Below are 20,454 nucleotides of genomic sequence, written 5' to 3'. Positions count from 1 at the left end.
CCTGGCGGCGGTACGCACCGCCGCGTTCGACCGTTTCGCCGCCACCCTTGAGGCCGCCGGCGCCAGCGTTGCCGAGCCGCGCGACCGCGCGCGCGCGGTCGGCGAGGCCTATCTCGCCTTTGCCTTTGCCCAGCCCAATGCCTACCGGCTGATGTTCGACATGACCCAGCCGGACGACGACCGCTACCCCGACCTGGAGCGCGCCGGCTCGCGTGCGCGCCGCACCATGAGCGCGCATCTGGAAACCATGGCGCAGCGCGGCCTGATCCACGGCGACCCGCAGGTGCTGAGCTATGTGATCTGGGCCTCGATCCACGGGCTGGTGATGCTGCGCCTGGCCGGCAAGCTGCCCGGCGAACCCGATTTCCGCGTTATCCACGCCGAGATGTTGCGGCTGCTGGCTGCGGGCATGCGCGCGCCCATGCCCGCGGCAAGTCTCGAAGCGGGGAATGAAGCAGGTCATGAAACCGTTAGCGAACCCGTCCCCACATCCATGCCGAAGCCAATCCGGCAGCAGAGAAAAAGGAGCTCCCGATGAGCCAGCCGTTCCCGTCCACGCCCTATCTCAGTGGCAACTTCGCCCCCATCCTGATGGAATGCGATGCGCCCGACCTGCCGGTGCTTGGCGAGCTGCCGCGCGCGCTGCGCGGCACGCTCTATCGCAACGGGCCAAACCCGCAGTACGCCCCGCGCGATGCGCATTACCACTGGTTCATCGGCGACGGCATGGTGCACGCCTTCCACATGGAAGACGGCCGCGTGCGCTACCGCAACCGCTGGGTACGCACCAACAAGTTCCAGCGCGAGCAAGCTGCTGGGCATGCGCTGTTCGGCAGCTGGGGCAACCCGGCCACCACCGATCCGTCAGTGCTTGGGCAGAACGCCGGCGTGGCCAATACCAATATCCTCAGCCACGCCGGCCGCCTGCTGGCGCTGGAAGAAGCCGACCTGCCGGTGGAGCTGGACGCCCAGACCCTGGCCACGCGCGGCGATGTCGACTACGGCGGCAAGCTTACCGGCGCGATGACCGCGCACCCCAAGGTGGACCCGGTGAACGGCGAGATGGTGTTCTTCGCCTACTCGGCCGATGGCCCCTTCACCCCCGGCATGCGCTACGGCGTGGTGGATCGCAACGGGCAGCTGCAGCGCCTCGAACACTTCGAAGCGCCGTTTCCCAGCATGGTCCACGATTTCATGGTCACGCAGAAGCATGTGCTGTTTCCCATCCTGCCGCTCACCGGCAGCATGGAGCGTGCCATGCGCGGCGAGCCGGCTTACGCGTGGGAGCCGCAAAAGGGCTCGCACATCGGCATCATGCCGCGCAATGGCGGCACCGCGCAGATGCGCTGGTTCCATGGCGAGGCCTGCTACGTATTTCACGTGATGAATGCCTGGGACGCCGGCAACAAGGTCATCGCCGACGTGATGCAGTATGAATCCTCCCCCATCTTCAATCCCAACGGCGACGGCACCGGCGCTCGGCTGTGCCGCTGGACCTTCGACATGGCCGGCAAGTCGGACACGTTCACGCGCGAATACCTGGACGACATGGCGGGCGAGTTCCCGCGCTTCGACGAGCGCTTCTCCACGCTGCCGTATCACCATGGCTACTACGCGCTGCGCCAATACGAGAGCAGCGCGCGTGGCAGCTACGACAGCCTGGCCCACCTGGACCTGCGCAGCGGCAAGCGCGCCACCTACCAGTTGCCCGAAGGCGATGCCTTGTCCGAGCCGGTGTTTGTGCCGCGCGCAGCCGACAGCGCCGAAGGCGATGGCTGGCTGCTGGCTACGGTCTACCGGGGCGTGCAGGCGCGCAGCGACCTGGTCGTGCTGGATGCCAGCGCGATTGCCGATGGGCCGGTTGCCACGGTACAGCTTTCGCACCGCGTGCCGTTCGGTTTTCATGGCAACTGGTGCGGTGCGGACTGATCCGGCAACAAGACGCGCATCGACATCCACTGCCTGGCGGCCGGGCTTGTTCCGGGCCGCAAACCAACCCAAGGAGAGCAGCATGGGAATACTGATTGGCTTTGCCCCGTTCGTCGCTTTTTTTATCGCCATGCGGAGCATCTCGCCGCTGGCCGGCCTGGCCGCGGCCTTCGTGGTCTCGCTGTTGCTGTGCCTGCGCATGTGGCGGCGCGGCGAATCGCTCAAGGTGCTGGAGCTTGGCAGCCTGGCCCTGTTCGCGCTGCTGCTGCTCTATACCGTCAGCGCCGCGCCGCAATGGACGGTGGCCACGGTGCGGCTCGCGGTGGATGCAGGCTTGCTGGCGATCGTGCTGGTCTCGCTGGCGATCGGACGCCCGTTCACGCTGCAATATGCCCGCGAGCAGGTGCCCAGGGAATACTGGGCGTCGCCGCGCTTCCTGGCGGTGAACCGGCATATCACGCTGGCGTGGGCCGCCGCGCTGGCGGTGATGGTAGCCGCCGACGCCGCGGCGGAATACGTCAGCGCCATCCCGTTGTGGGTCGATGTGGCGGCGACGGTGGCTGCGTTCGCCGGCGCCGTCATCTTCACGGTGCGCTACCCGGCAGCTGTGCGGCGGGCGGCCGAGGCCGCGGCATCGGCATCGGCCGCGCCAGGACGGCCGCTGGCATAGCCGGATAGCAACCCGGCCCCACAGGCTTCTGCTGCGTTTCTCCCCGAACTGTGGCAAATTTCCCGCACGGAGAACGGGAGGAGCCTTTTGCCATGAACCCAAGCACCAGTGCCGGCCTGTTGCGAGCGCGCGATGGCCGCAAAGCCCGCGTGACCGAGGGCGAGCTGTTCTTCGACCTGATCTACGCCTTTGCCATCACGCAGCTGTCGCACCTGTTGCTTCACCACCCCGGCCCGGAGGGCGCGCTGGCGCGGCGGGGAAAACGGCTGTCGAAGCGGCATAGACCGCCGCCGGCCTTCAGTGCTCGAACATGATCACGGAGCGCGCCAGTTCGCCGCGCCGCAGTTCGTCAAAGGCCTCGTTGATGTTCTCCAGCGGCATGCGGCGCGAGATCAGCTCGTCCAGCTTGAGCTTGCCCGACAGGTAGAAATCGACCAGCCTCGGCATGTCCACCGGGAAGCGGTTGGAGCCCATCATCGAGCCCTGGATGCGCTTCTCAGCCAGGAAGTCCGTGCCCTTGATCTCGATCTTCACGCCCGGCGCGATCATGCCGATCACCGTGGCGGTGCCGCCGCGGCGCAGCATGGAGAAGGCTTGCTCAGCGGTCTGCTTCAGGCCTATGGCTTCGAACGCATGGTGCACGCCGCCACGGGTCAGCTCGCGCACGGCTTCCACCGCATCCACGTCAGCCGCGTTGATGACATCGGTCGCGCCGAATTGCCTGGCAAGCTCCAGCTTGCCAGGCACCCGGTCGATCGCGATGATGCGGCCCGCGCCGGCAATGGCCGCGCTGTTGATGGTGGCCAGCCCGATGCCCCCGCAGCCGATCACCGCCACGGTCTCGCCCGGGCTCACGCGCGCGGTGTGGATGACCGCGCCCATGCCGGTGGTCACCGCGCAGCCGATCAGCGCGGCGCGGTCCAGCGGCATGTCGCGGCGAATGGCCACCAGCGCGTGCTCGTGGATCAGCATCTGCTCGGCAAATGCCGACAGGTTCAGGAACTGGTTCATCGGCGCGCCCTTGGCCGCCAGCAGGCGCGGCTCTTCGCCCTCGCGGCGCTTGGTGTCGGGCTCCACGCACAGCGACAGGTGGCCGGTCAGGCAATGCTCGCAATGGCCGCAGTAGGCCGACAGGCAAGTGATCACGTGATCGCCGGGCTTGACCGTGCGCACTTCGGAACCCACCTGCTCGACCACGCCGGCCGCCTCGTGCCCAAGCACCACCGGCATCGGGAAGGGATAGGCGCCGTCCAGGAAATGCAGGTCCGAGTGGCAAACGCCCACCGCCGCCGTGCGCAGCAGCACCTCGTGCGGGCCCGGCTTGCCAATGGCGACGTCTTCGATCACAAGCGGGGTCTTGGGTTGATGCAGGACAGCGGCTTTCATGGATCTCCTCGTTGTTCGATCTTGTTCGGCACAATTCGCGACGGTTTCCGTCCCCGGCAACGGCGGCGGCACGGCTACCATACAACCGAAACGCCATTCAGTGAAGCCATAAAACAGCGCCCGCCCCCGGCCTGCTGCGCAGCCAGGCGCCCGAGGATCAGGAATGCGACGCCGCCTTGTCTTGTTGCGCGGGCGCCGGTTGCGCGTTGCGCCGCTGGTGGTACTTGCGCAGGATCTGCTGCGCGATCGACAGCCGCGAGCCCACCGGCACCGGAAACCGCACCAGCGCATCGAGCCGGTCCGCCGCCATGGCTTCGAACATCACGCGCGGCTCGAACTGCGAGAGATCGAGAAAACGCGAGCCGCCGTATTCCTGCAGGCTGTGCCGGGCCTCGGCCAGGAAGCCGGCGCACACCTCTTCCGTGATCGCGATCAGGTCGGCCTCGACGCGGTCCGGGTCGCTCTTCTCCGGCAACGGGATGCGCAGCGTGTCCAGGGTGTACTTGCCCGCCTGGGAGTGGTTGCGCACGGCTACCGTCAGCAACATGCTGTTGGGAATCTGCACCGTGGAACCGGTGAACTGGCGCGCGCCGGCAATCTCCACCAGCGTGGTGGTGAGCGCGTCCATGTCCACCACCTCGCCGGAATGCGGGCCGATCTCGACGACATCGCCAAGCTGGAAGGGGCGCGCCATCATGCGCAGGAAAGCGCCCAGGAAGCACATCACCAGTTCCTTGCCGCCGATCACCAGGGCCACCGCGAAGGCGGTCAGCGAGATCGCCACGCTCTTGAGCTCGGACACCCAGATGCCCAGCAGCAGCAGGAACACCACCGCGGCAACCGCGTTGCGCGAGGCCACGGTCCAGGCGCGATAGCTGCCGCGATTGTCCTTGTCCCCCTGCTGGCGAGCCTGGAAAAATCGGTTGATGAACTTCACGGCCAGCATGCCGGCCAGCACGATGCCGACGCTAAGCGCGATGTGTAGAAGATAGCTGTCGTTGAAGGGCAGGTTCATGAGGATTGGTCCGGATACCGCGAGGATGCAAACCCCAGATTCTAGCCATGCCGCGCCGCAACCAGCGCAAAACCTGCCGCGGCCCCGCCCCGCGCCTTTCCCCGGGCGGCGTTTTCTCTTATGATGCCGCCCGATGTATCAGCCGGTAAATGTACTGCCGTGCATCCCGCCTTGTGCTGGCCGGGCCCGGTCGGATGCCGGCCGCGCCAGTCAATGTGGGCCACGCGCATCTAGGGCATGATCCGCGACACCGGCGACGACCTCAAGGCGCTCAGCGCCAAGGGCCTGTTCTCCGGCTACGGCAACGACCGCTGCTACCTGCGCGCGGTCAAGCTGTACGGCGACGGCGCACTCGGCAGCCGTGGCGCGGCGCTGATGGCGCCGTACTCGGATGACCACGTGCACAGCGGCCTGCTGTTCATGAGCGACGCGGCCATGCAGGCGAGCGTCAAGATGGCGATCGAGGTGGCCGACAAGGAAGTCGGCGGCCGCGAACTGCGCAACCGCATCGAGCATGCCCAGGCCGTAGCGCTGCCGGACATCCCGCGCTTCAAGCAGCTCGACCTGATCGCCTCGATGCAACTCACCCATGCCACCAGCGACATGAACATGGCTGAGGACCGCATCAGCAAGGAACGCATCAAGGGCGCCTACGCCTGGCAGACCATGCTCAAACAAGGCACCGTGATTGCCGGCGGCTCGGACTTCCCGGTGGAATCCGCCAACCCCTTCTTCGGCCTGCATGCGGCGGTCACGCGTACCGACCACGAAGTGCGCCCGATCAAGGGCTGGCATCCGGAGCAAGCCATGACCCTGACCCAGGCCTTGCGCGCCTTCACGCTGGACGCCGCTTACGCGGAGCACCAGGAGAAGATGCCGGGCTCGCTGGAGCCGTGCAAGTGGGCCGACTCCATCCTGGTCGACCAGGACCTGTTCAAAGTGGCGCCGGCCGAGATCTGGAAGACCCGCGTGACCCAGACGTGGGTGGCGGGTGAGCGCGTGTACGCGGACACAAGCGCGCGTTGATGTTGATACGCTGAATTGCCGAGTACCATGGCGTGTATTCGTCGCCGTGGCATGATCGAGAGGCCGGCCCTGCGCCGGCTTTTTTTCATGCGTGCTGCTGCTTCACGGTGCGTGTTGCAAACAGAAGACAGAGCACAGAGAACACCCATTGCCCGCCCCGCCGGGCGGCAGGCGATCGAGTGGCGAGCATGGCGCACAGGCCATTGCGCCATGAGAAGAAACAATGTCCGCAGAGGCGGCGGGGAATGCCTCACCCTCCGAAAATGCGCCCGTGCGTATGTGACAGCCAGGTCTCTGCCCGCATGGGAAATGGGGCATCGGATGCCATTGATTTCAACGGTGTGACATCCTGCTCTTACACATTCTTACAGCACTGGCACGGCTTCTTGGCTAGCCTTCATTCACTCGCCACCGTGCAGCGAACCCGAGTCCTGCACATCCGCGAGTATCGTCGATGGCCCTCGGGTCATACGCATTCGCCCCGCTCCTGCGCTCAGCCGGAGCGCGGGCAGATCCACGGACCCGGCACGTCTTGGTCCACACACAGATGCGCAAGCGGTCCGGCTGGGCCGTGAAACAACGCATCGCGGAAGAAATATTGGGGGACTTGCTTTACAGGGAACGTGCGTCTTGCCGACACGCCCGGTGCCAACGGCTTGCCGCTCGTTTTGCGAACCCGATCGCGCAAACTTGCCAGTGAGGATGCCATGAGCGACAAAATCGAACAAAGCCGCCCCCCGGCCACGCACCTACCGGAATTGCGCACAGAGCATCCGGCGCCCGCGAGAGGCAGCCGCGAGCTGACCCAACACCGACTCTGGCACGTGGTGCCACGCCTGACCAGCTACGGCGTGGCCGCCTTTATCGTCTGGGTGATCTTGGCCGTGATGTTTCCACCCGTGTTCACGCGCTCGTCGGAACGCGCCGTGGTCGATGGACCTGTCAACCTGGTCACCACCCCGGTCGAAGGCGTGGTGGCGGGCCAGCGGATTTCGGTGGGCGCCTCATTTGCGCCGGGAGACACGCTGATGAGCGTGCAGAACCAGAATATCGACCGCGCCTTGCTGGTGGAACTGACGGGCAAGAAGCTGGACAACCAGCAACGCTACGATGCGGCCAAAGCCAAGCTCGAAGGCGATCAGGCCCGCCTTGACGCGACCGACCAGGAGACCAGGAAATACCAGGCAGCCGCACAAGCCGAACACGCCGCCAAGATCCGCGGCATCCAGGCCCGCATGGCAATGGCCAAGGAACAGGTAGACCAGCAGGAAGACGTGGTGAACCGCAACCAGGCCATGCAATGGGCGGGCGCGGTCAGCGAGGCCTACACAAATGCCTCCCGCTACCAGTTGTCGATCCTGTCGAACTCCAAGGAAGCGATCCGCGCCGAGCTCGACAACGCGCTCAGCAACAGCCAGGCAGCCAAGGGCAAGGTGTACCTCTCCAGCACCGATGGCGCGGTCTCCACGCTGGCGCAGCGGCACGACGAACTGAGCGCGGAGATCACCCAGCTCAGGGCGGAGCTGACCCAGCTTGAGCAGTATGGCAAGTCGGTTGACTCCCTGATCGCGCAGGAAGAACAGCGCGTCCAACGCATGTCCAACCTGGATATCAAGGCCTACGATTCCGGCATGGTCCAGGACGTGCTGGCACCGCCCGGCACGCGCGTCGCGGCCGGCGCGACCTTGCTGCGCAGTACCAATTGCGCGCAACCCCGGGTGGTGGCCGTGTTCCCCCGCAGCCTCAGCAACGACCTGTTGCCCGGCACCAAGGTGACGGTGCGCGTGGACGGCGTTGCCGCGCCGCTGGCCGGCAAGGTTGCTGAAATCCTGCCGCGCGCGCCCGATGGCGAGCAGGCGCGCTACTTCGTGCCGTTCCCGCCCATCGAGAAAAACGAGATCTACCTGATCGCCAAACTGGACAAGCCCTTACCGGCGTTGCCTCAGCAGAGCGCCGGCGCGGCGGCGGATCGCTGTGCGCTGGGCCGCTGGGCCAAGGTCAGCCTCGACCAGCCCTGGTGGGGCCATGTGCGCACGCTGATCTGACGGCAGCGAATCCGACGCAAGGCAGGAGATCGCCATGAACCGGGCCTTACCCACCTTACCCACCTTACCCACCTTACCCACCTCGCCCGCCTCACCCACCTTACGCCGCCGAATGCTGCCACCGCTGCTGGCCGGCATGACCAGCCTGGCCATGATCCTGGCGCCGCCCGCCGCCGCCCAGGCGCCCCCGGCGCAAGCGCGCGAGCAGTTGCTGGCGGGCGCCTGCCAGGCAATTGCCGCGCGGGTCGCGGCGGTGCCGGGCCAGGGCCCGGTGATGCTCGGCAGCTACGAGCCCGCACCGGGGCAGGGTCCGCTCGCACCCGCCTTGCAGCAAGCGGCGTTCGTCTATGACAACGCGCTCGCGGGCATCGCGCTGGTGGCCTGCCGCCGCGTTGGCGATGCGCGCCGCATAGCGGACGCCATGGTTGCTGCCAGCGCGCACGATCGTCACTACCACGATAACCGGCTGCGCAATGCCTACCGCGCCGGCGCGCTGCCGGCAGGCCCCGCGCCCCTGCCCGGCTGGTGGGACACGCCGAGCCAGCGCTGGTTCGAGGACGCGTACCAGGCCGGCACCGCCACGGGCAATGTGGCGTGGGCCGCGCTGATGCTGCTGGCGGTCTACGACAGCACCCACGAACGCCGCTATCTCGACAGTGCCGCGGCGCTGATGGGCTGGGTCGACGCCACGCTCTTCGATGCCGGTCCCCCGGGCGGCTTCATCGGCGGCTACTTCGGCGAGGAACCCAGCCCCACCCGCCAGTCCTGGAAGTCCACCGAGCACAACGTCGATGCCTATGCCGCGTTCATCTGGCTGGCCCGCCTCAGCAACGATCCGCGCTGGCCGGTGGCGGCGCGGCGCGCGCGCGGTTTCGTCGAGGCGATGTGGCAGCCGCGCGAAGGCCGCTTCGTGATCGGCACGCGCGACGACGGCCGCTCGCTCAATAGCGGCCCCTCCGCTCTCGATGCGGTGTTATGGCCGCTGATCGCCGTGCCAGACGCGCCCGCGGACTGGCGCAGGGGCCTGGACTGGACCCGCGAGCGTCATGGCGTCAAGGGCGGCTACGGCTTCAACGGCAACCCCGACGGCGTCTGGACCGAAGGCACGGGCCAGGCCGCGCTGGTGCTGCGCGCCAGCAGCCGCGCGCAGGATGCCTCATCGCTCTGGCCACTGCTGCTGTCACAGCGCGCGCCCTCCGGCCTGCTTTACGCCACACCGGAACAACGCATCCGCACCGGCCTCTCGATCGGGCCGACCTCCACCACGGAGGACTTTTACTACTACCACCTGCCCCACCTCGGCGCGACCGCATGGGCGGTGCTGGCCGCCGCAGGCTGGAACCCCTTCCGTCCTTCCGGATGTGTCGATGCCGCTTGCACCGGCACCATTTCCGCCCCTCCGTCCAAGGAGTAACGATGTTTGCATTCTTCCTCGATGGCAGGGCGCTGCTCGTCATCAACGCCGCCACCTTGCTGCTCGCCTGGCTTTGCATGCGGGGAGACCGCACCCGGGACTCTGACCGTTGCGTGTTCGGCGCCATCACCGCAACCCTGCTGCTCGTCTACCTCGCGTGGCGCTGGACCCAGACGCTGCCCGAATGGCAAATGACCTTCCCGAGCCTGTGGGCGCATGCCTTCTTCGGGTTCGAGATCATGACGATCGCGTACACCGTGATCTCCATCGTCACGCTGACGCGCGGCAGCAACCATGCGCCAGCGGCCGATGCAGGCGAAGCAGCACTGCGGCGCAGCCGCTCGGTGCCCCGCGTCGACATCTTCATCGCAACCTACAACGAAGGACTGGAAATACTGGAGAAGACCATTGTTGCCGCGCTGGTGATCGACTATCCGGATTTTCGCGTGTGGGTACTCGACGACACCCAGCGCGACTGGCTGAAGGCGTTCTGCGCGCAGGTCGGCGCCAACTACGTCACGCGCCCCGACAACACGCATGCCAAGGCGGGCAACCTCAACAATGGCCTGCAGCATAGCGCCCGCGCGGAGCATGGCGGCGGCGCACCCTACATCATGGTGCTCGATGCCGACTTCGCCCCGAACAAGAACATCCTCATGCGTACCATCGGCCTGTTCGCCGACCCCAAGGTCGGCGTAGTGCAGACGCCGCAGTTCTACTACAACGCGGACCCGATCCAGTACAACCTGCGCTCGACCGAATGCTGGGTCGACGAGCAGCGCGCCTTCTTCGATGTGATGCAGCCCGCCAAGGACGCCTGGGGCACCGCCTTTTGCATCGGTACGTCCTTCGTGGTCCGGCGCGAGGCGCTCAGCTTGATCGGCGGCTTCCCAACCGGCACGGTCACGGAGGATATCCACCTGACGTATCGCCTGATGCCCCACGGCTATGTCACGCGCTGGCTCAACGAACGCTTGAGCGTGGGCCTGTCCGCCGAAGGCCTGCCCGAATACATCAGCCAGCGCAGCCGGTGGGGACTGGGCACGATCCAGGTAGCACTCACGGCCGACGGGCCGCTGCGCGGGCGCGGCTACACACTGGGCCAGCGCGTGCATTACGTGCACGGCCTGCTGCACTGGCTGAGCCGCCCTTTCACGCTCATGCTGCTGGCCGGGCCGCTGTTGTATTGGTACTTCGACGTGCCGACGCTGTACGGCGAACCGATGCAGTTCCTTGCCTATGGCGTGCCCGCGCTGCTGCTTTACTGGGCCTACAGCATCTGGGTAACCGGCTCGCGCGCGCTGCCCATCTTTACTGAAGTCACGCAGATCGTAGCCGCGCTGGCGGTCAGCGCGACACTGGTCAGCGCATTCTTCAAGCCGTTCGGGCGTCCGTTCAAGGTCACCAACAAGGGCCTGGATCGCAGCAAGCTGGTGATCCACGGGAAGTTCGCCACGCTCTATGGCTGCCTGATCCTGCTCTCAGGCATGGGCCTGGCGCGCGCGGTGGCCGCCGACGCGGCAGCCTCGGGACTCGCCTTCAACATCGCGTGGACCGCCGTGTCGATGGTGCTCTACCTCACCTCGCTGCTGGTCTGCGTTGAACTGCCGAGGCCGCGCAAGGAAGAACGCTTCCCCTACCGGGAGCGAGCCCTGCTGCGGATCAGCGGCAAGGCAGCTTGCGGCGGACACGAGTACACCGCCACTACCGTGAACCTGTCCTGCAATGGCGTCGCCATTACCAGCGCGATGGCGGCGTCGATTCCGGTCGGCGCCGAGGGCGCGGTCTGGATGGAGGCGACCGGCTGGGTCCCATGCCGGATCGCGCGCCGCCAGGGCAAGCTGCTCGGGCTCGCCCTGCATCTGGACATGGCGACGCGCCATCGCTTGATCCGGCTGCTCTTCAGCGAGCCCACCCACAACGTCGCCAGCCAGGGCAATCCCCGGCTGGCCATTTCGCGGCTCGTGTGGCGCGCCTTTTCCGGATGAATCCCATGCACAAGACTCTCGCCCCTACGCTGCGCATTCTCTGCATGGCGCTGCCGCTTGCGCTGGCCGCATGCACCCTCGAGCCAACATACCAGCGCCCCGCGCAGCCAGTGCCGCAGGCCTGGCCCACCGGCCCGGCATACTCTGCCGGCACGCCGGCAGCGGCCGAAACGAGCACTTCGGCGGCCGACCTGGGCTGGCAGGACTTCTTCGTCGATGCGCGCCTGCGGCGCCTGATCGAGCTGGCGCTGGCCAACAACCGCGATCTGCGCGTCGCCACGCTCGCCATTGAACAGGCGCGCGCCCAGTACCGTATCCAGCGCGCCGCGCAATTCCCCGCGATCGGTGCCAGCGCGGGCGTGCTCAGCCAGCGCGTGCCCAACGAACTGCGCGCGCCCGGACAGCCAGCGGTCATCACGCAGTACAGCGCGGGCGTGGGATTCAACGCGTTCGAGCTGGACTTCTTCGGACGCGTGCGCAGCCTCAAGCACGAGGCACTTGAACAATATCTCGCCACGGAGGAAGCGCGCCGCAGCGCCCATATCAGCCTGGTCGCCGAGGTCGCCAGCGCCTACCTGACCTGGCGCGCCGACCAGGTGCTGCTGCAAATCTCGGAGGACACGCTGAAGAGCCAGCAGGCTGCCGCCGAGATGATCGGGCGCGGCAAGCGCGCGGGTGCCATGGCGCAGCTGGACCTGCACCGCGCCGAGACCCAGGTGCAGACCGCGCGCGTGGGCGCGGAGCAATACACGCGGCAGGTCGCGCAGGACGAGAATGCCATCAGCCTGCTGATCGGCGGCCCGCTGCCGCAAGACCTGCCACCGCCCGAGCCCTTCGAGTCGACGAGCCTCGTTGCCGAGCTGCCTGCCGGCCTACCCTCGGCATTGCTGCAGCAAAGGCCCGACATCATGGCCGCCGAGCACCGCCTGAAAGCCTCCAACGCCGACATCGGCGCCGCGCGGGCGGCATTCTTCCCGACCATTTCGCTGACCGGCGCGGTTGGCTCGGCCAGCACCAATCTGGCAGGGCTGTTCTCCGCAGGCATGGGCGCGTGGACCTTCGCGCCGCAGATCACCCTGCCGATCTTCAATGCCGGCAACAACCAGGCCAGGCTCGATGCCTCCAAGGTGCAGAAGGACATCAATATTGCCGCCTACGAGAAGACTATCCAGACGGCCTTTCGCGAAGTGGCAGACGGCCTGGCCGCGCGCGGGACCTATGACCGGGAGGCCGCCGCGCAGGAAACCCTGGTCAAGGAAGCCAGCGAAACCCAGCGCCTGTCGGAGATGCGATTCAAGAACGGCGTGGACGACTATTTTGCGGTCTTCGATGCCCAGCGCCAGCTCTATACCGCGCAGCAAACCCTGGCCACCATCCGGCTGGCCCGCCTGACCAGTCGTGTTGCGCTGTACAAGGCGCTTGGCGGAGGATGGTCGGAGCACACGGCCGCCGTGGCGCAAAGCGCGGGCGCGACACCGGCACGATGAAGCGCACCGCAGCTAGCGGGGCCCGATCGCTACATGGCGGCCCCTGGCCTTGGACCGGACAGGTGGAAGCGCATGCGCCTCGGGCCGCCCCCGCCGCGCGCAGACGGCGGCCTGCCGCTGCGTCACACGGCAGGCCAGCGCCGCCACGCTCTCGATCGCCAGGCAAATCAGGAAGTAGAGCAACGCGACGGCAAGGAACACCTGCGCCGCATAACCCACGCTGCGCCCGTTGACCTGCGTTGCCACGGTCGACAACTCCACCACGCCCACGATATAGGCCAGCGACGTATCCTTGGCCAGCGACACCCACACATTGCCCAGCGATGGCAGCATGGCGCGCAGCGTCTGCGGCAGCACCACCTGCCAGAGCGCCTGCAACGGCGTCATGCCAAGCGCCAGCGCCGCATTGCGCTGCCCGCGCCCGATCGCGTCAAAGCCCGCCGCCATGACCTGCGCGATATAGGCCGCGCCAATCAGCGCGAGCGCCAGCACCACGGTCTGCACTTCGCCCACGTGAACGCCCGCCAGCATCGGCAGCAGGAAGTAAGCCCAGAAGATCAGCATCAGCACGGGAATCGCGCGCAGGCAGGCCAGCAACGCGCGCACGGCACGCGCCAGCGGGGCCGGCGCCAGGTCAAGCAGCACGGCGACGCCAATGCCCAGCACGGTGGCACCCGCGCAGGCCAGCAGCGCCATCCACAAGGTCAGCGCGGCGCCCGCCAGGGGACCGTTGGGGAACGTGCCGGCCAACAGGTAGGGCAACTGCTTGAGCACCATGGCCCAGCCGGAGAAATCGGCATCAGGCACGCGCGGCCTCCGTCCATCCCAGGCAGCGCAGCAGCACCGGCGCCGCCGCCTGCAACAGCAGGATCAGCGCGACGTAAAGCAGCGTGGCCAGGCCGAAGGCCTGGAAGGTCATCAGGCTGTCGGTTTCCACTTGCCGGGCGGTGTAGGACATCTCCGCAAAACCGATCGCCATCGCCAGCGAAGTGTTCTTGATGGTCTGGCAGAACTGCCCCAACATCGGCCGCGCGGCAATGCGCAGCGCCTGCGGCAGCACCACACGCCAGAATGCGGCCGCGGGTGTAAAGCCCAGCGCCAGCGCCGCCGCGCCCTGGCCCCGCGGCACATTGGCCAGCCCCGCCTCCAGTTCGCGCGCATAGAAAGCACTGGCGTAAAGGCCGATGCCGGCCAGGCTCGCAAGCGCCTCCAGCGAAGGCGCGGGCACGTGCCAGCCGCCGATGCGCCATCCCTGCCAGTCATACAGCGCGCCGATGGCGCCCTCGCCCAGCAGCTGTGCCGCGCCGAAGTACCAGAAGAACAACTGCACCAGCAACGGCGTGCGGCGCAGCAAGCCAACCGCGCCGCGCGCCGCCAGGCGCAGCGGCATGATCGGGCTACGCGCGAGCACCAGCCAGCCGGCGGCAATCGCGCAGCCAAGCACAAACACCGCCACCGACAGCGCCACGGTCAGGCCAAAGCCGGCTGCAATCCAGCCGACGTACTTTGCCGGCAGCGACTGCAGCAGGATCGCTTGCCCCTGCATGGCTAGCCCTGGCCGAAATAGAAGGAAGCCATCGTCACTTCAGCGCGCTGCCAATCGTGAAATCCCGCGCCAGCGGCGCCGTGCTCTTCGGCCCGAACCACTTGTCGTAGATGCGCGCCGCCGTGCCGTTCTTCTCCAGCTCCGCCAGGATGCGATCGATCTCGGCGGTCAGCCGGTCCTCGCCCTTGGGAACGCCCACGCCCATGTACTCACGCGTCAGCGTGAACGACGAAATCTCGAACTGATCCTTGTTGGGCAACGTCGCCAGCAAGGCACCCAGCTTGGCGCCATCCTGCGCAAACGCCTGGATCGCGCCGCTGCGCAGCGCGCTCAGCGCCAGCGGGGAATCGTCATACGCGATCACGCGCGCGTCCGGATACTTCTGCCGCAGCGTGGTCTCCTGCGTGGTGCCCTTGTCCACGCCCAGGCGCCAGGCCTTGAGGTCGTCCGGCTGCTTGAGCGCGCCCTTCCTGGCGATGAACTGCAAGCCGCTGGCGAAGTACGGCGTGGAGAAGCCGATCTGCTGGCGGCGCTCATCGGTGATGGTGAAATTGGCGGCGACGATGTCTGCCTTCTGCGATGCCAGCAGGGCAATGCGGTTGGCTGGGTTGGTCGCGCGGAACTCAGGCTTCACGCCCAGCCGCTTGGCGATCTCGGCCGCGTAGTCCACATCGAGGCCAACAGGGGTGGTACTGCCGGCCTCGACAAAGCCGAACGGCGGGTTCGCGTCGAACACGCCCACGCGCAGCACGCCAGCCTTCTTGATGTCATCCAGGCGGTCCGCCATGGCGGGGCTCGAAGCCAGCACGGTGAGGCCGGTGAGCAGCGTCAGGGCAGCCTTGAACAGCGGCGAAGGGATACGCATGATGAGTCTCGCTAAGGGTTGGATGGCGAGACGATAGCGGTCGGAACTCATGCCGGGAACGAATGGTTTTGCAGATGGTTATGCCATCCCGGGAGCCCCATTGGCAGGCCACGGCGGCCCACTTTCCACGCGCCTTCGAAATCCATGCAAAAATACGCCGATAACGCACCGCAACAAAGCCCCCTGCAATCGCCCCAACCAGCGACCACTACAGGAGAATGAACAACATGTACCGTGGAGAACGTTTCAACGGCTACAGCCATTTGGCCGGCGCCGTGCTGGCCGCGGCCGGCACAGCAGTCCTGATCACCAGCTCTGCCCTCTACCACGACGCCTGGAAGGTCGTCAGCTCCGTCGTCTACGGCGCCACGCTGGTCTTCCTCTACACCATCTCCACGCTCTATCACAGCCTGCGCGGCCGCCCCAAGGACATCCTGCGGCGGCTCGATTACTGCGCCATCTACCTGCTGATCGCCGGCAGCTATACGCCCTTCGCGCTGGTCACGCTGCGCGGGCCCTGGGGCTGGACGCTGTTCGGGGTGAACTGGGGACTGGCGGTGATCGGCATCGCGCAGGAGCTGTTTATTGGCCGCCGCACGCGCGTGTTCTCGCTGCTGATCTATGTGCTGATGGGCTGGCTGGTGCTGTTTGCCTTTGGCCCGCTGGTGGCGGCGCTGCCGGCCGCCGGCCTGTACTGGCTGGTGGCGGGCGGCGCGCTCTATACGGCCGGCATCGGGTTCTTCCTGTTCGACGAGAAGGTGCGGCACTTCCACGGCATCTGGCACCTGTTCGTGCTGGCCGGCAGCGCCTGCCAGTTTGTCAGCATTCTCTGGTACGTGGGCTAGACAGAGTGTATTGACCTGGCGTTCTCGCGCGCCAGGCGCATCGGCACATAGGCGATGCCCTTTGTCTGTGCGCGGGGGCCGATGGCCCGGAAGCCGAAGCGCTCGTAGACCACGGTCGCGAACGGGCTCGAATTGACGGTGAATTCACGCACATCGCCGCTGACGATCGCAGCCTGGCTGGCGGCTTGCCAGAGGGCTCCGGCAATGCCGCTCCGATGCATCTGTGGCGCGACGAACAGGTGGAAGAGGTGGCTGACATCACGCATCGCAAGGATGCCGGCCAGCTGCTCGCCGCGGCAGGCAACCAGATAGTGGAAGCGCGGACTGGTGACATAGCCGGACATCGCATCCGGCGAGAGGCTGGCGAGAAAATCCTCCGCGCCGGCCCCGGATGCCTCGATGGTGAAATAGTGCGCGACGCTCAGCGCAAGCGCGCTCATGCCCGCGGCGTCTTCGATGCCGGCATGGCGAATGATCAATGTATCCATGGTGGATCTGGCTGATGATAGCCATTCAGTTTTTGGTCATAGCGCGGGCCGGCGCGCCACATGCCTGCAGCCAGGCGCGAGCCAGATGCGTCTGCCGCGGGCTTACTGCGGCACCAGCTCCACCTTCTCCCGCGTCTCCTTCTCCACCGCCTTGCGCGTGTAGAGCAGCGGGAAGTAGTCGCCCCTCGCCCACATCTGCGCCAGGTCCCGATAGTGCGGGCTGGCGGGATTGCCGGATTGCCCGGGTGCGTTGACCACGCGCGAGGCATCCCAGTTGCCCACGTCCAGCACCATGCGGAACGACGCGCCCGCGGTGAGCTGGTAGTCGCTGTTGCGGTAGCTCGTGTTCATCGGCGTGAAGGAAGACCCGCCGATCGGCCCGGCGTTGACGTCGTAGCGCTGGCGCGCCGCGTTATCCAGCAGCGGGTCGAGCGGATGATTGAACACCGCGGTGTGCAGCTTGCCCCATTGCCAGGCTTTCGGGTCCGGGCCAAGCTTGCGCTCCACCTCCGCCATGGCGCTCTTGAGCGATGCCACGATGACTTCGTTGCGGCGCTCCACCGGCATCCACGGCTCGGGCTTTTCCAGCACCGCCAGCACGCGGCTGGCATCGCCATAGCCTGCAAGCCTGGCGCCTTCCGGCGACAGCGCCGCGCGCACCACCGCCGGGCGCAGGTACTTGCTGAACCAGACTTCAAACAACGCCGCCGGCGCGCTGTCGGCGCGCTCGTTGCCGTCCCAGCCGCGCAGCAGGTCGAGTCCCCGGCGCGCCTGGACGTCCTCGGTGCGTACATTGGCCAGCAACGCCACCGCGCGCAGCGCCGGCAGCGAAGTGGTGTCGTTCTGCCACGCCATGCTGTCCGCCACCGAGGCATGCGGGTTCGCTGCCACCAGGCTCTTGAGCCGCCGCGCGCGCGCCGTGTCGCTCCATTCGTAGCCCACGCCCATCTTGGCTGCGGGGTGGTGGGGCGGGATGTTGTTCTCGTTGGCGGTCACCACATAGCCGGCGGCCGGGTTGTAGGCCCACGGCAGCTCGTCCATGTTGCGGTAGCCCGCCCACTCGTAGCGGCCGTCGCCCGGCACTGGCGTGAGGCCATCCCAGTTGGGGCGGATGACGGTCAGGCCACCGGGGATCCAGCCAATGTTGCCTTCGCGGTCGGCGTAGACCTGGTTCTCGCCCGGGGCGCCCCAGCGGTTCATCGCGGCGCGGAACTGGTCCCAGTTCTGGGAGCGCATGTAGTCCATGGAGCCGAAGTACGGCGCCATGCCCAGGTCCAGCCAGGCCGCGCGCAGCGCATAGGCGCGATTGCCCTTGGCATCGGTGACCAGCACCGGGCCGTGGCGGGTGAAGTCCAGGCTGACCTTGCGCGGCGTGGCCTCGCCCTTGACGGCGATCTCTTCGGTCACGGTTTCCATCGGTTCCCAACGGCCGCGGTACTTGTATTCGTGCGGCTGCGCCGGGTTGGTCTCGTAGACGTAGAGATCCTCCTGATCCATATAGAAGCGGGTCAGGCCGAAACCAATGTTGTCGTTGTGCCCGATCGAGATCCCCGGCAGGAACGGCTCGCCGGCTCCGATCACCGACATCCCCGGCGCGTTCAGGTGGCTGATGTAGCGCAGGCTGGGCGCGCCGTGCGCGCGGTGCGGGTCATTGGCAAGGATGGGCCGGCCGGTGCTGGTGCGCGAGCCCGAGATCACCCAGTTGTTGGAGCCGAGGCTGCGCGCGGTGTCGCTGTTGGTGTCAAGCACCGCATACAGCGCCTCGTGCGGGATGCCCTCCGCCTTGGCCGAAGCCCACCACTCTTTCGGAAAGCGCGGCGCGGCGGTGGCGAGCTCATAGGCGCGGCGCAGTTCCACGGTCGGCAGCGCGCAGGGGTCGAGGCCGTCCGGCAGCTTGGGCTGGATCGGCGGATCCAGCTCGCGTTGCACCCAGTCGGTGCGGGCCGCATCGGGCTTGACCTGGCAGTAGACCTGCGCGCGATTGACCTCGCCCATGACATTGAGCGTGAGCCCATGATGGCGGATGCGCACGATGTCTTCCGCATGCCAGCGCGCGGGCTTGTAGTTCAGCAAGCGAAATTCCGGCGGCAGCAAGTCCGGCCTGCTCTCCGTCTGCGCGACATAGGCGTTCACGCCCGCCACGAACGCCTCCGCCACGCGCTTGGCGTCCGAGCCATAGGCCAGCCACTCGCGGTACATGTCGCCGCGGAACAGCACGGCGCGCGCCATGCGGTCCCCTTCCACATAGGCCGGCCCGAAGTCCTTGGCCATCTCGCCCAGGCCACGCTTGCGCCACAAGTCGATCTGCCACAGGCGGTCGCGCGCGGCCATGAAGCCTTGTACATAGAAGGCGTCGTACAGCGTGTTGGCGTAGATATGCGGCACGCCCCAGCGGTCGATCAGGATGCTGGCGGGCTTCTCCAGGCCCGCCACCTGGAAGCGTTCGTTGGCGGGGACTGCGGGGGCTGCGGCGGATACGGCGGGTGCGGCGGCCGGTGGCACGGCCTGGGCGGCGGCCGCGGCAGTGCTCAGGACGAGCAGGGCGGCAAGGCGGCGGGCTCGGCAAACCATGGTGTTTCCTTGGGGACGTGGGGATCGCATCGGGTAAAAATCGGGTGTCGCGAGCCGTGCTGGCGCGGCGAATCGCCGCCAAGGATAGCGGAAGTCGCACGGGCGAGCCTGATCGGGCTACCCGGTCTTGCCGGATTGCAACCCGGCTCACGCTCCGGGAACCAGCGCGAACACCCAACTGGCGCGGCTTTCCATGAGTTTCATCAGGCAAAACTTTGATGCAGTGCAGAATGACGAGGCACGCGTGGAAGCCTATAACCCCATAACCGGTTTCATTATCCGAAACCGGCCGACTCCGGAGTGCGCGCGCGTGACGGTACCGACTACCTCCCTCCAGAAGGCCTGCAGGCTGCTGCGCGTGCTGTCGGACGCGCGCAATACGCGCCTGACCGACCTGGCCGTGGCAGCCGGCGTCGACAAGGCTTCGGCGCTGCGCCTGCTGGACACGCTGGCAGCCGAAGGCTTTATCGAGCGCGACCCCGACACCAAAGCGTTCACGCTGGGCCCCGAATGGCTGGTGCTGCGCGCGGCCAGCGTGCGCCGCATCGACCCGCGCGCCAGCGTGCGGCCGGCGCTGATCCGGCTTGCCCAAGCCTTCGAGGACACCACCATCCTGTCAGTGCCAAGCGGCTGGGAGTCCGTCTGCCTGGAACTGCGCCCCGGCACCTTCCCGATCCGCGCCAGCTACCTTGACGTGGGCAGCCGGCGCCCGCTCGGGGTCGGCGCGGGCAGCCTGGCGCTGCTGGCGGCACTGCCCGATGCCGAGGTGGAAGCCACCTTGCACGCCATCGCACCCGCGCTCAAGCGCTATCCGCGCATCAGCGCGGCGATGCTGCTGCGCGAGGTCGAGGCCACCCGTGCGCGCGGCTACGCGGTACTGCTGGATGTGGTGGTGGAGCGCATGGGCGGCATCGCCATCGCGCTGCCGGACCCGGATGGCTACCCGCTTGGCGCCATCAGCATCGCCGCGCTCAATGAGCGCATCAGTGAGCGCGAGCCGGCGCTCGCGCGCGCGCTGCGCCGCGAAGCCGAGACCGTTTGCGCCGCCTGGACACCGCCGGCGCCCGACTCGGCAGCGGCACGCCGGCGCAACGCCGCCATGGCCAGCGGCGCGCCAATGACCAAGACCCCGACTGCGCGCAAGACGCGGCGAACCACCACAACCGACCTGTAACCGGA

Annotated in this window: 17 protein-coding genes and 1 pseudogene; 11 read left to right on the top strand and 7 right to left on the bottom strand. The window is 67.2% G+C overall.

Annotation, left to right across the window (positions count from 1 at the left end):
* The 4 genes from AC1RWI_RS05595 to AC1RWI_RS05580 all read left to right on the top strand — a co-directional run.
* Window positions 1-538 (top strand): TetR-like C-terminal domain-containing protein (locus AC1RWI_RS05595; RefSeq protein WP_492865067.1); only part of this gene is annotated, 538 nt, incomplete at its 5' end.
* A complete protein-coding gene (locus AC1RWI_RS05590; RefSeq protein ID WP_492865065.1) occupies window positions 535-1,929 on the top strand; it encodes a carotenoid oxygenase family protein in 1,395 nt (464 codons plus the stop codon). The genes AC1RWI_RS05595 and AC1RWI_RS05590, both read left to right, overlap by 4 nt.
* A gap of 82 nt (window positions 1,930-2,011) precedes the next feature.
* Window positions 2,012-2,599, top strand: a complete 588-nt coding sequence (locus AC1RWI_RS05585; protein WP_492865063.1) for a hypothetical protein — start codon at window positions 2,012-2,014, stop codon at window positions 2,597-2,599.
* Between the two features lie 92 nt (window positions 2,600-2,691).
* Window positions 2,692-2,913 (top strand): low temperature requirement protein A, encoded by a 222-nt coding sequence (locus AC1RWI_RS05580; RefSeq protein ID WP_492865061.1) that lies wholly within the window; start codon window positions 2,692-2,694, stop codon window positions 2,911-2,913.
* Here AC1RWI_RS05580 and AC1RWI_RS05575 read toward each other — a convergent pair.
* Complete coding sequence (locus tag AC1RWI_RS05575; protein ID WP_043357350.1) at window positions 2,897-3,985, bottom strand: Zn-dependent alcohol dehydrogenase; 1,089 nt, start codon at window positions 3,983-3,985, stop codon at window positions 2,897-2,899. The two genes, AC1RWI_RS05580 and AC1RWI_RS05575, sit on opposite strands and share 17 nt — an antisense overlap.
* Before the next feature lie 157 nt (window positions 3,986-4,142).
* Window positions 4,143-5,000: a mechanosensitive ion channel family protein gene (locus AC1RWI_RS05570; RefSeq protein WP_043357352.1), complete on the bottom strand. Its 858-nt coding sequence runs from the start codon at window positions 4,998-5,000 to the stop codon at window positions 4,143-4,145.
* Window positions 5,001-5,234: 234 nt separating this feature from the next.
* On the opposite strand from AC1RWI_RS05570, the pseudogene AC1RWI_RS05565 reads away from it, so the two are divergent.
* The 5 genes and pseudogenes from AC1RWI_RS05565 to AC1RWI_RS05545 all read left to right on the top strand — a co-directional run.
* Window positions 5,235-6,026 (top strand): annotated as a pseudogene (locus AC1RWI_RS05565) (amidohydrolase); the annotation flags it as partial.
* A 707-nt stretch (window positions 6,027-6,733) separates the two neighbouring features.
* Window positions 6,734-8,071, top strand: a complete 1,338-nt coding sequence (locus tag AC1RWI_RS05560; RefSeq protein WP_043357353.1) for an HlyD family secretion protein — start codon at window positions 6,734-6,736, stop codon at window positions 8,069-8,071.
* A gap of 112 nt (window positions 8,072-8,183) precedes the next feature.
* The gene (locus tag AC1RWI_RS05555) at window positions 8,184-9,485 is read left to right on the top strand and encodes a YyaL domain-containing protein (protein ID WP_043357355.1); all 1,302 of its coding nucleotides are present in this window, start codon (window positions 8,184-8,186) and stop codon (window positions 9,483-9,485) included.
* Between the two features lie 2 nt (window positions 9,486-9,487).
* Window positions 9,488-11,473 carry a glycosyltransferase family 2 protein gene (locus tag AC1RWI_RS05550; protein ID WP_043357357.1) on the top strand — a complete coding sequence of 662 codons (1,986 nt, stop codon included), beginning with the start codon at window positions 9,488-9,490 and terminating at the stop codon, window positions 11,471-11,473.
* A gap of 5 nt (window positions 11,474-11,478) precedes the next feature.
* A complete protein-coding gene (locus AC1RWI_RS05545; RefSeq protein WP_492865057.1) occupies window positions 11,479-12,960 on the top strand; it encodes an efflux transporter outer membrane subunit in 1,482 nt (493 codons plus the stop codon).
* A 12-nt stretch (window positions 12,961-12,972) separates the two neighbouring features.
* Here AC1RWI_RS05545 and AC1RWI_RS05540 read toward each other — a convergent pair whose 3' ends face one another.
* From AC1RWI_RS05540 to AC1RWI_RS05530, 3 genes are read right to left on the bottom strand one after another with little or no spacing between them, the layout of a single operon-like run.
* The gene (locus AC1RWI_RS05540) at window positions 12,973-13,737 is read right to left on the bottom strand and encodes an amino acid ABC transporter permease (protein ID WP_492865244.1); all 765 of its coding nucleotides are present in this window, start codon (window positions 13,735-13,737) and stop codon (window positions 12,973-12,975) included.
* A gap of 22 nt (window positions 13,738-13,759) precedes the next feature.
* On the bottom strand, window positions 13,760-14,506 hold the full coding sequence (locus tag AC1RWI_RS05535) for an amino acid ABC transporter permease (protein ID WP_492865055.1): 747 nt from the start codon (window positions 14,504-14,506) through the stop codon (window positions 13,760-13,762).
* Window positions 14,507-14,540: 34 nt separating this feature from the next.
* On the bottom strand, window positions 14,541-15,371 hold the full coding sequence (locus AC1RWI_RS05530; RefSeq protein ID WP_492865053.1) for an ABC transporter substrate-binding protein: 831 nt from the start codon (window positions 15,369-15,371) through the stop codon (window positions 14,541-14,543).
* A gap of 227 nt (window positions 15,372-15,598) precedes the next feature.
* Between AC1RWI_RS05530 and trhA the strand changes: the two genes are divergently transcribed.
* On the top strand, window positions 15,599-16,216 hold the full coding sequence (gene trhA / locus AC1RWI_RS05525; protein WP_492865051.1) for a PAQR family membrane homeostasis protein TrhA: 618 nt from the start codon (window positions 15,599-15,601) through the stop codon (window positions 16,214-16,216).
* On the opposite strand, the gene AC1RWI_RS05520 is transcribed toward trhA, so the two are convergent.
* Together AC1RWI_RS05520 and AC1RWI_RS05515 are read right to left on the bottom strand one after the other, a co-directional pair.
* Window positions 16,213-16,704: a GNAT family N-acetyltransferase gene (locus AC1RWI_RS05520; RefSeq protein WP_492865049.1), complete on the bottom strand. Its 492-nt coding sequence runs from the start codon at window positions 16,702-16,704 to the stop codon at window positions 16,213-16,215. The genes trhA and AC1RWI_RS05520 overlap by 4 nt on opposite strands.
* 102 nt (window positions 16,705-16,806) lie before the next feature.
* A complete protein-coding gene (locus AC1RWI_RS05515) occupies window positions 16,807-19,275 on the bottom strand; it encodes a penicillin acylase family protein (RefSeq protein WP_492865047.1) in 2,469 nt (822 codons plus the stop codon).
* A 310-nt stretch (window positions 19,276-19,585) separates the two neighbouring features.
* On the opposite strand from AC1RWI_RS05515, the gene AC1RWI_RS05510 reads away from it, so the two are divergent.
* Entirely contained in the window at window positions 19,586-20,449 is an 864-nt protein-coding gene (locus AC1RWI_RS05510; RefSeq protein WP_492865045.1) for an IclR family transcriptional regulator, read from the top strand.
* Window positions 20,450-20,454 lie beyond the last annotated feature (5 nt).

The sequence above is a fragment of the Cupriavidus sp. MPR-AND1C genome, from assembly GCF_058809705.1.
Note: the sequence above shows the minus strand (reverse complement) of the source record. Positions and strands in the feature narration are given on the sequence as shown.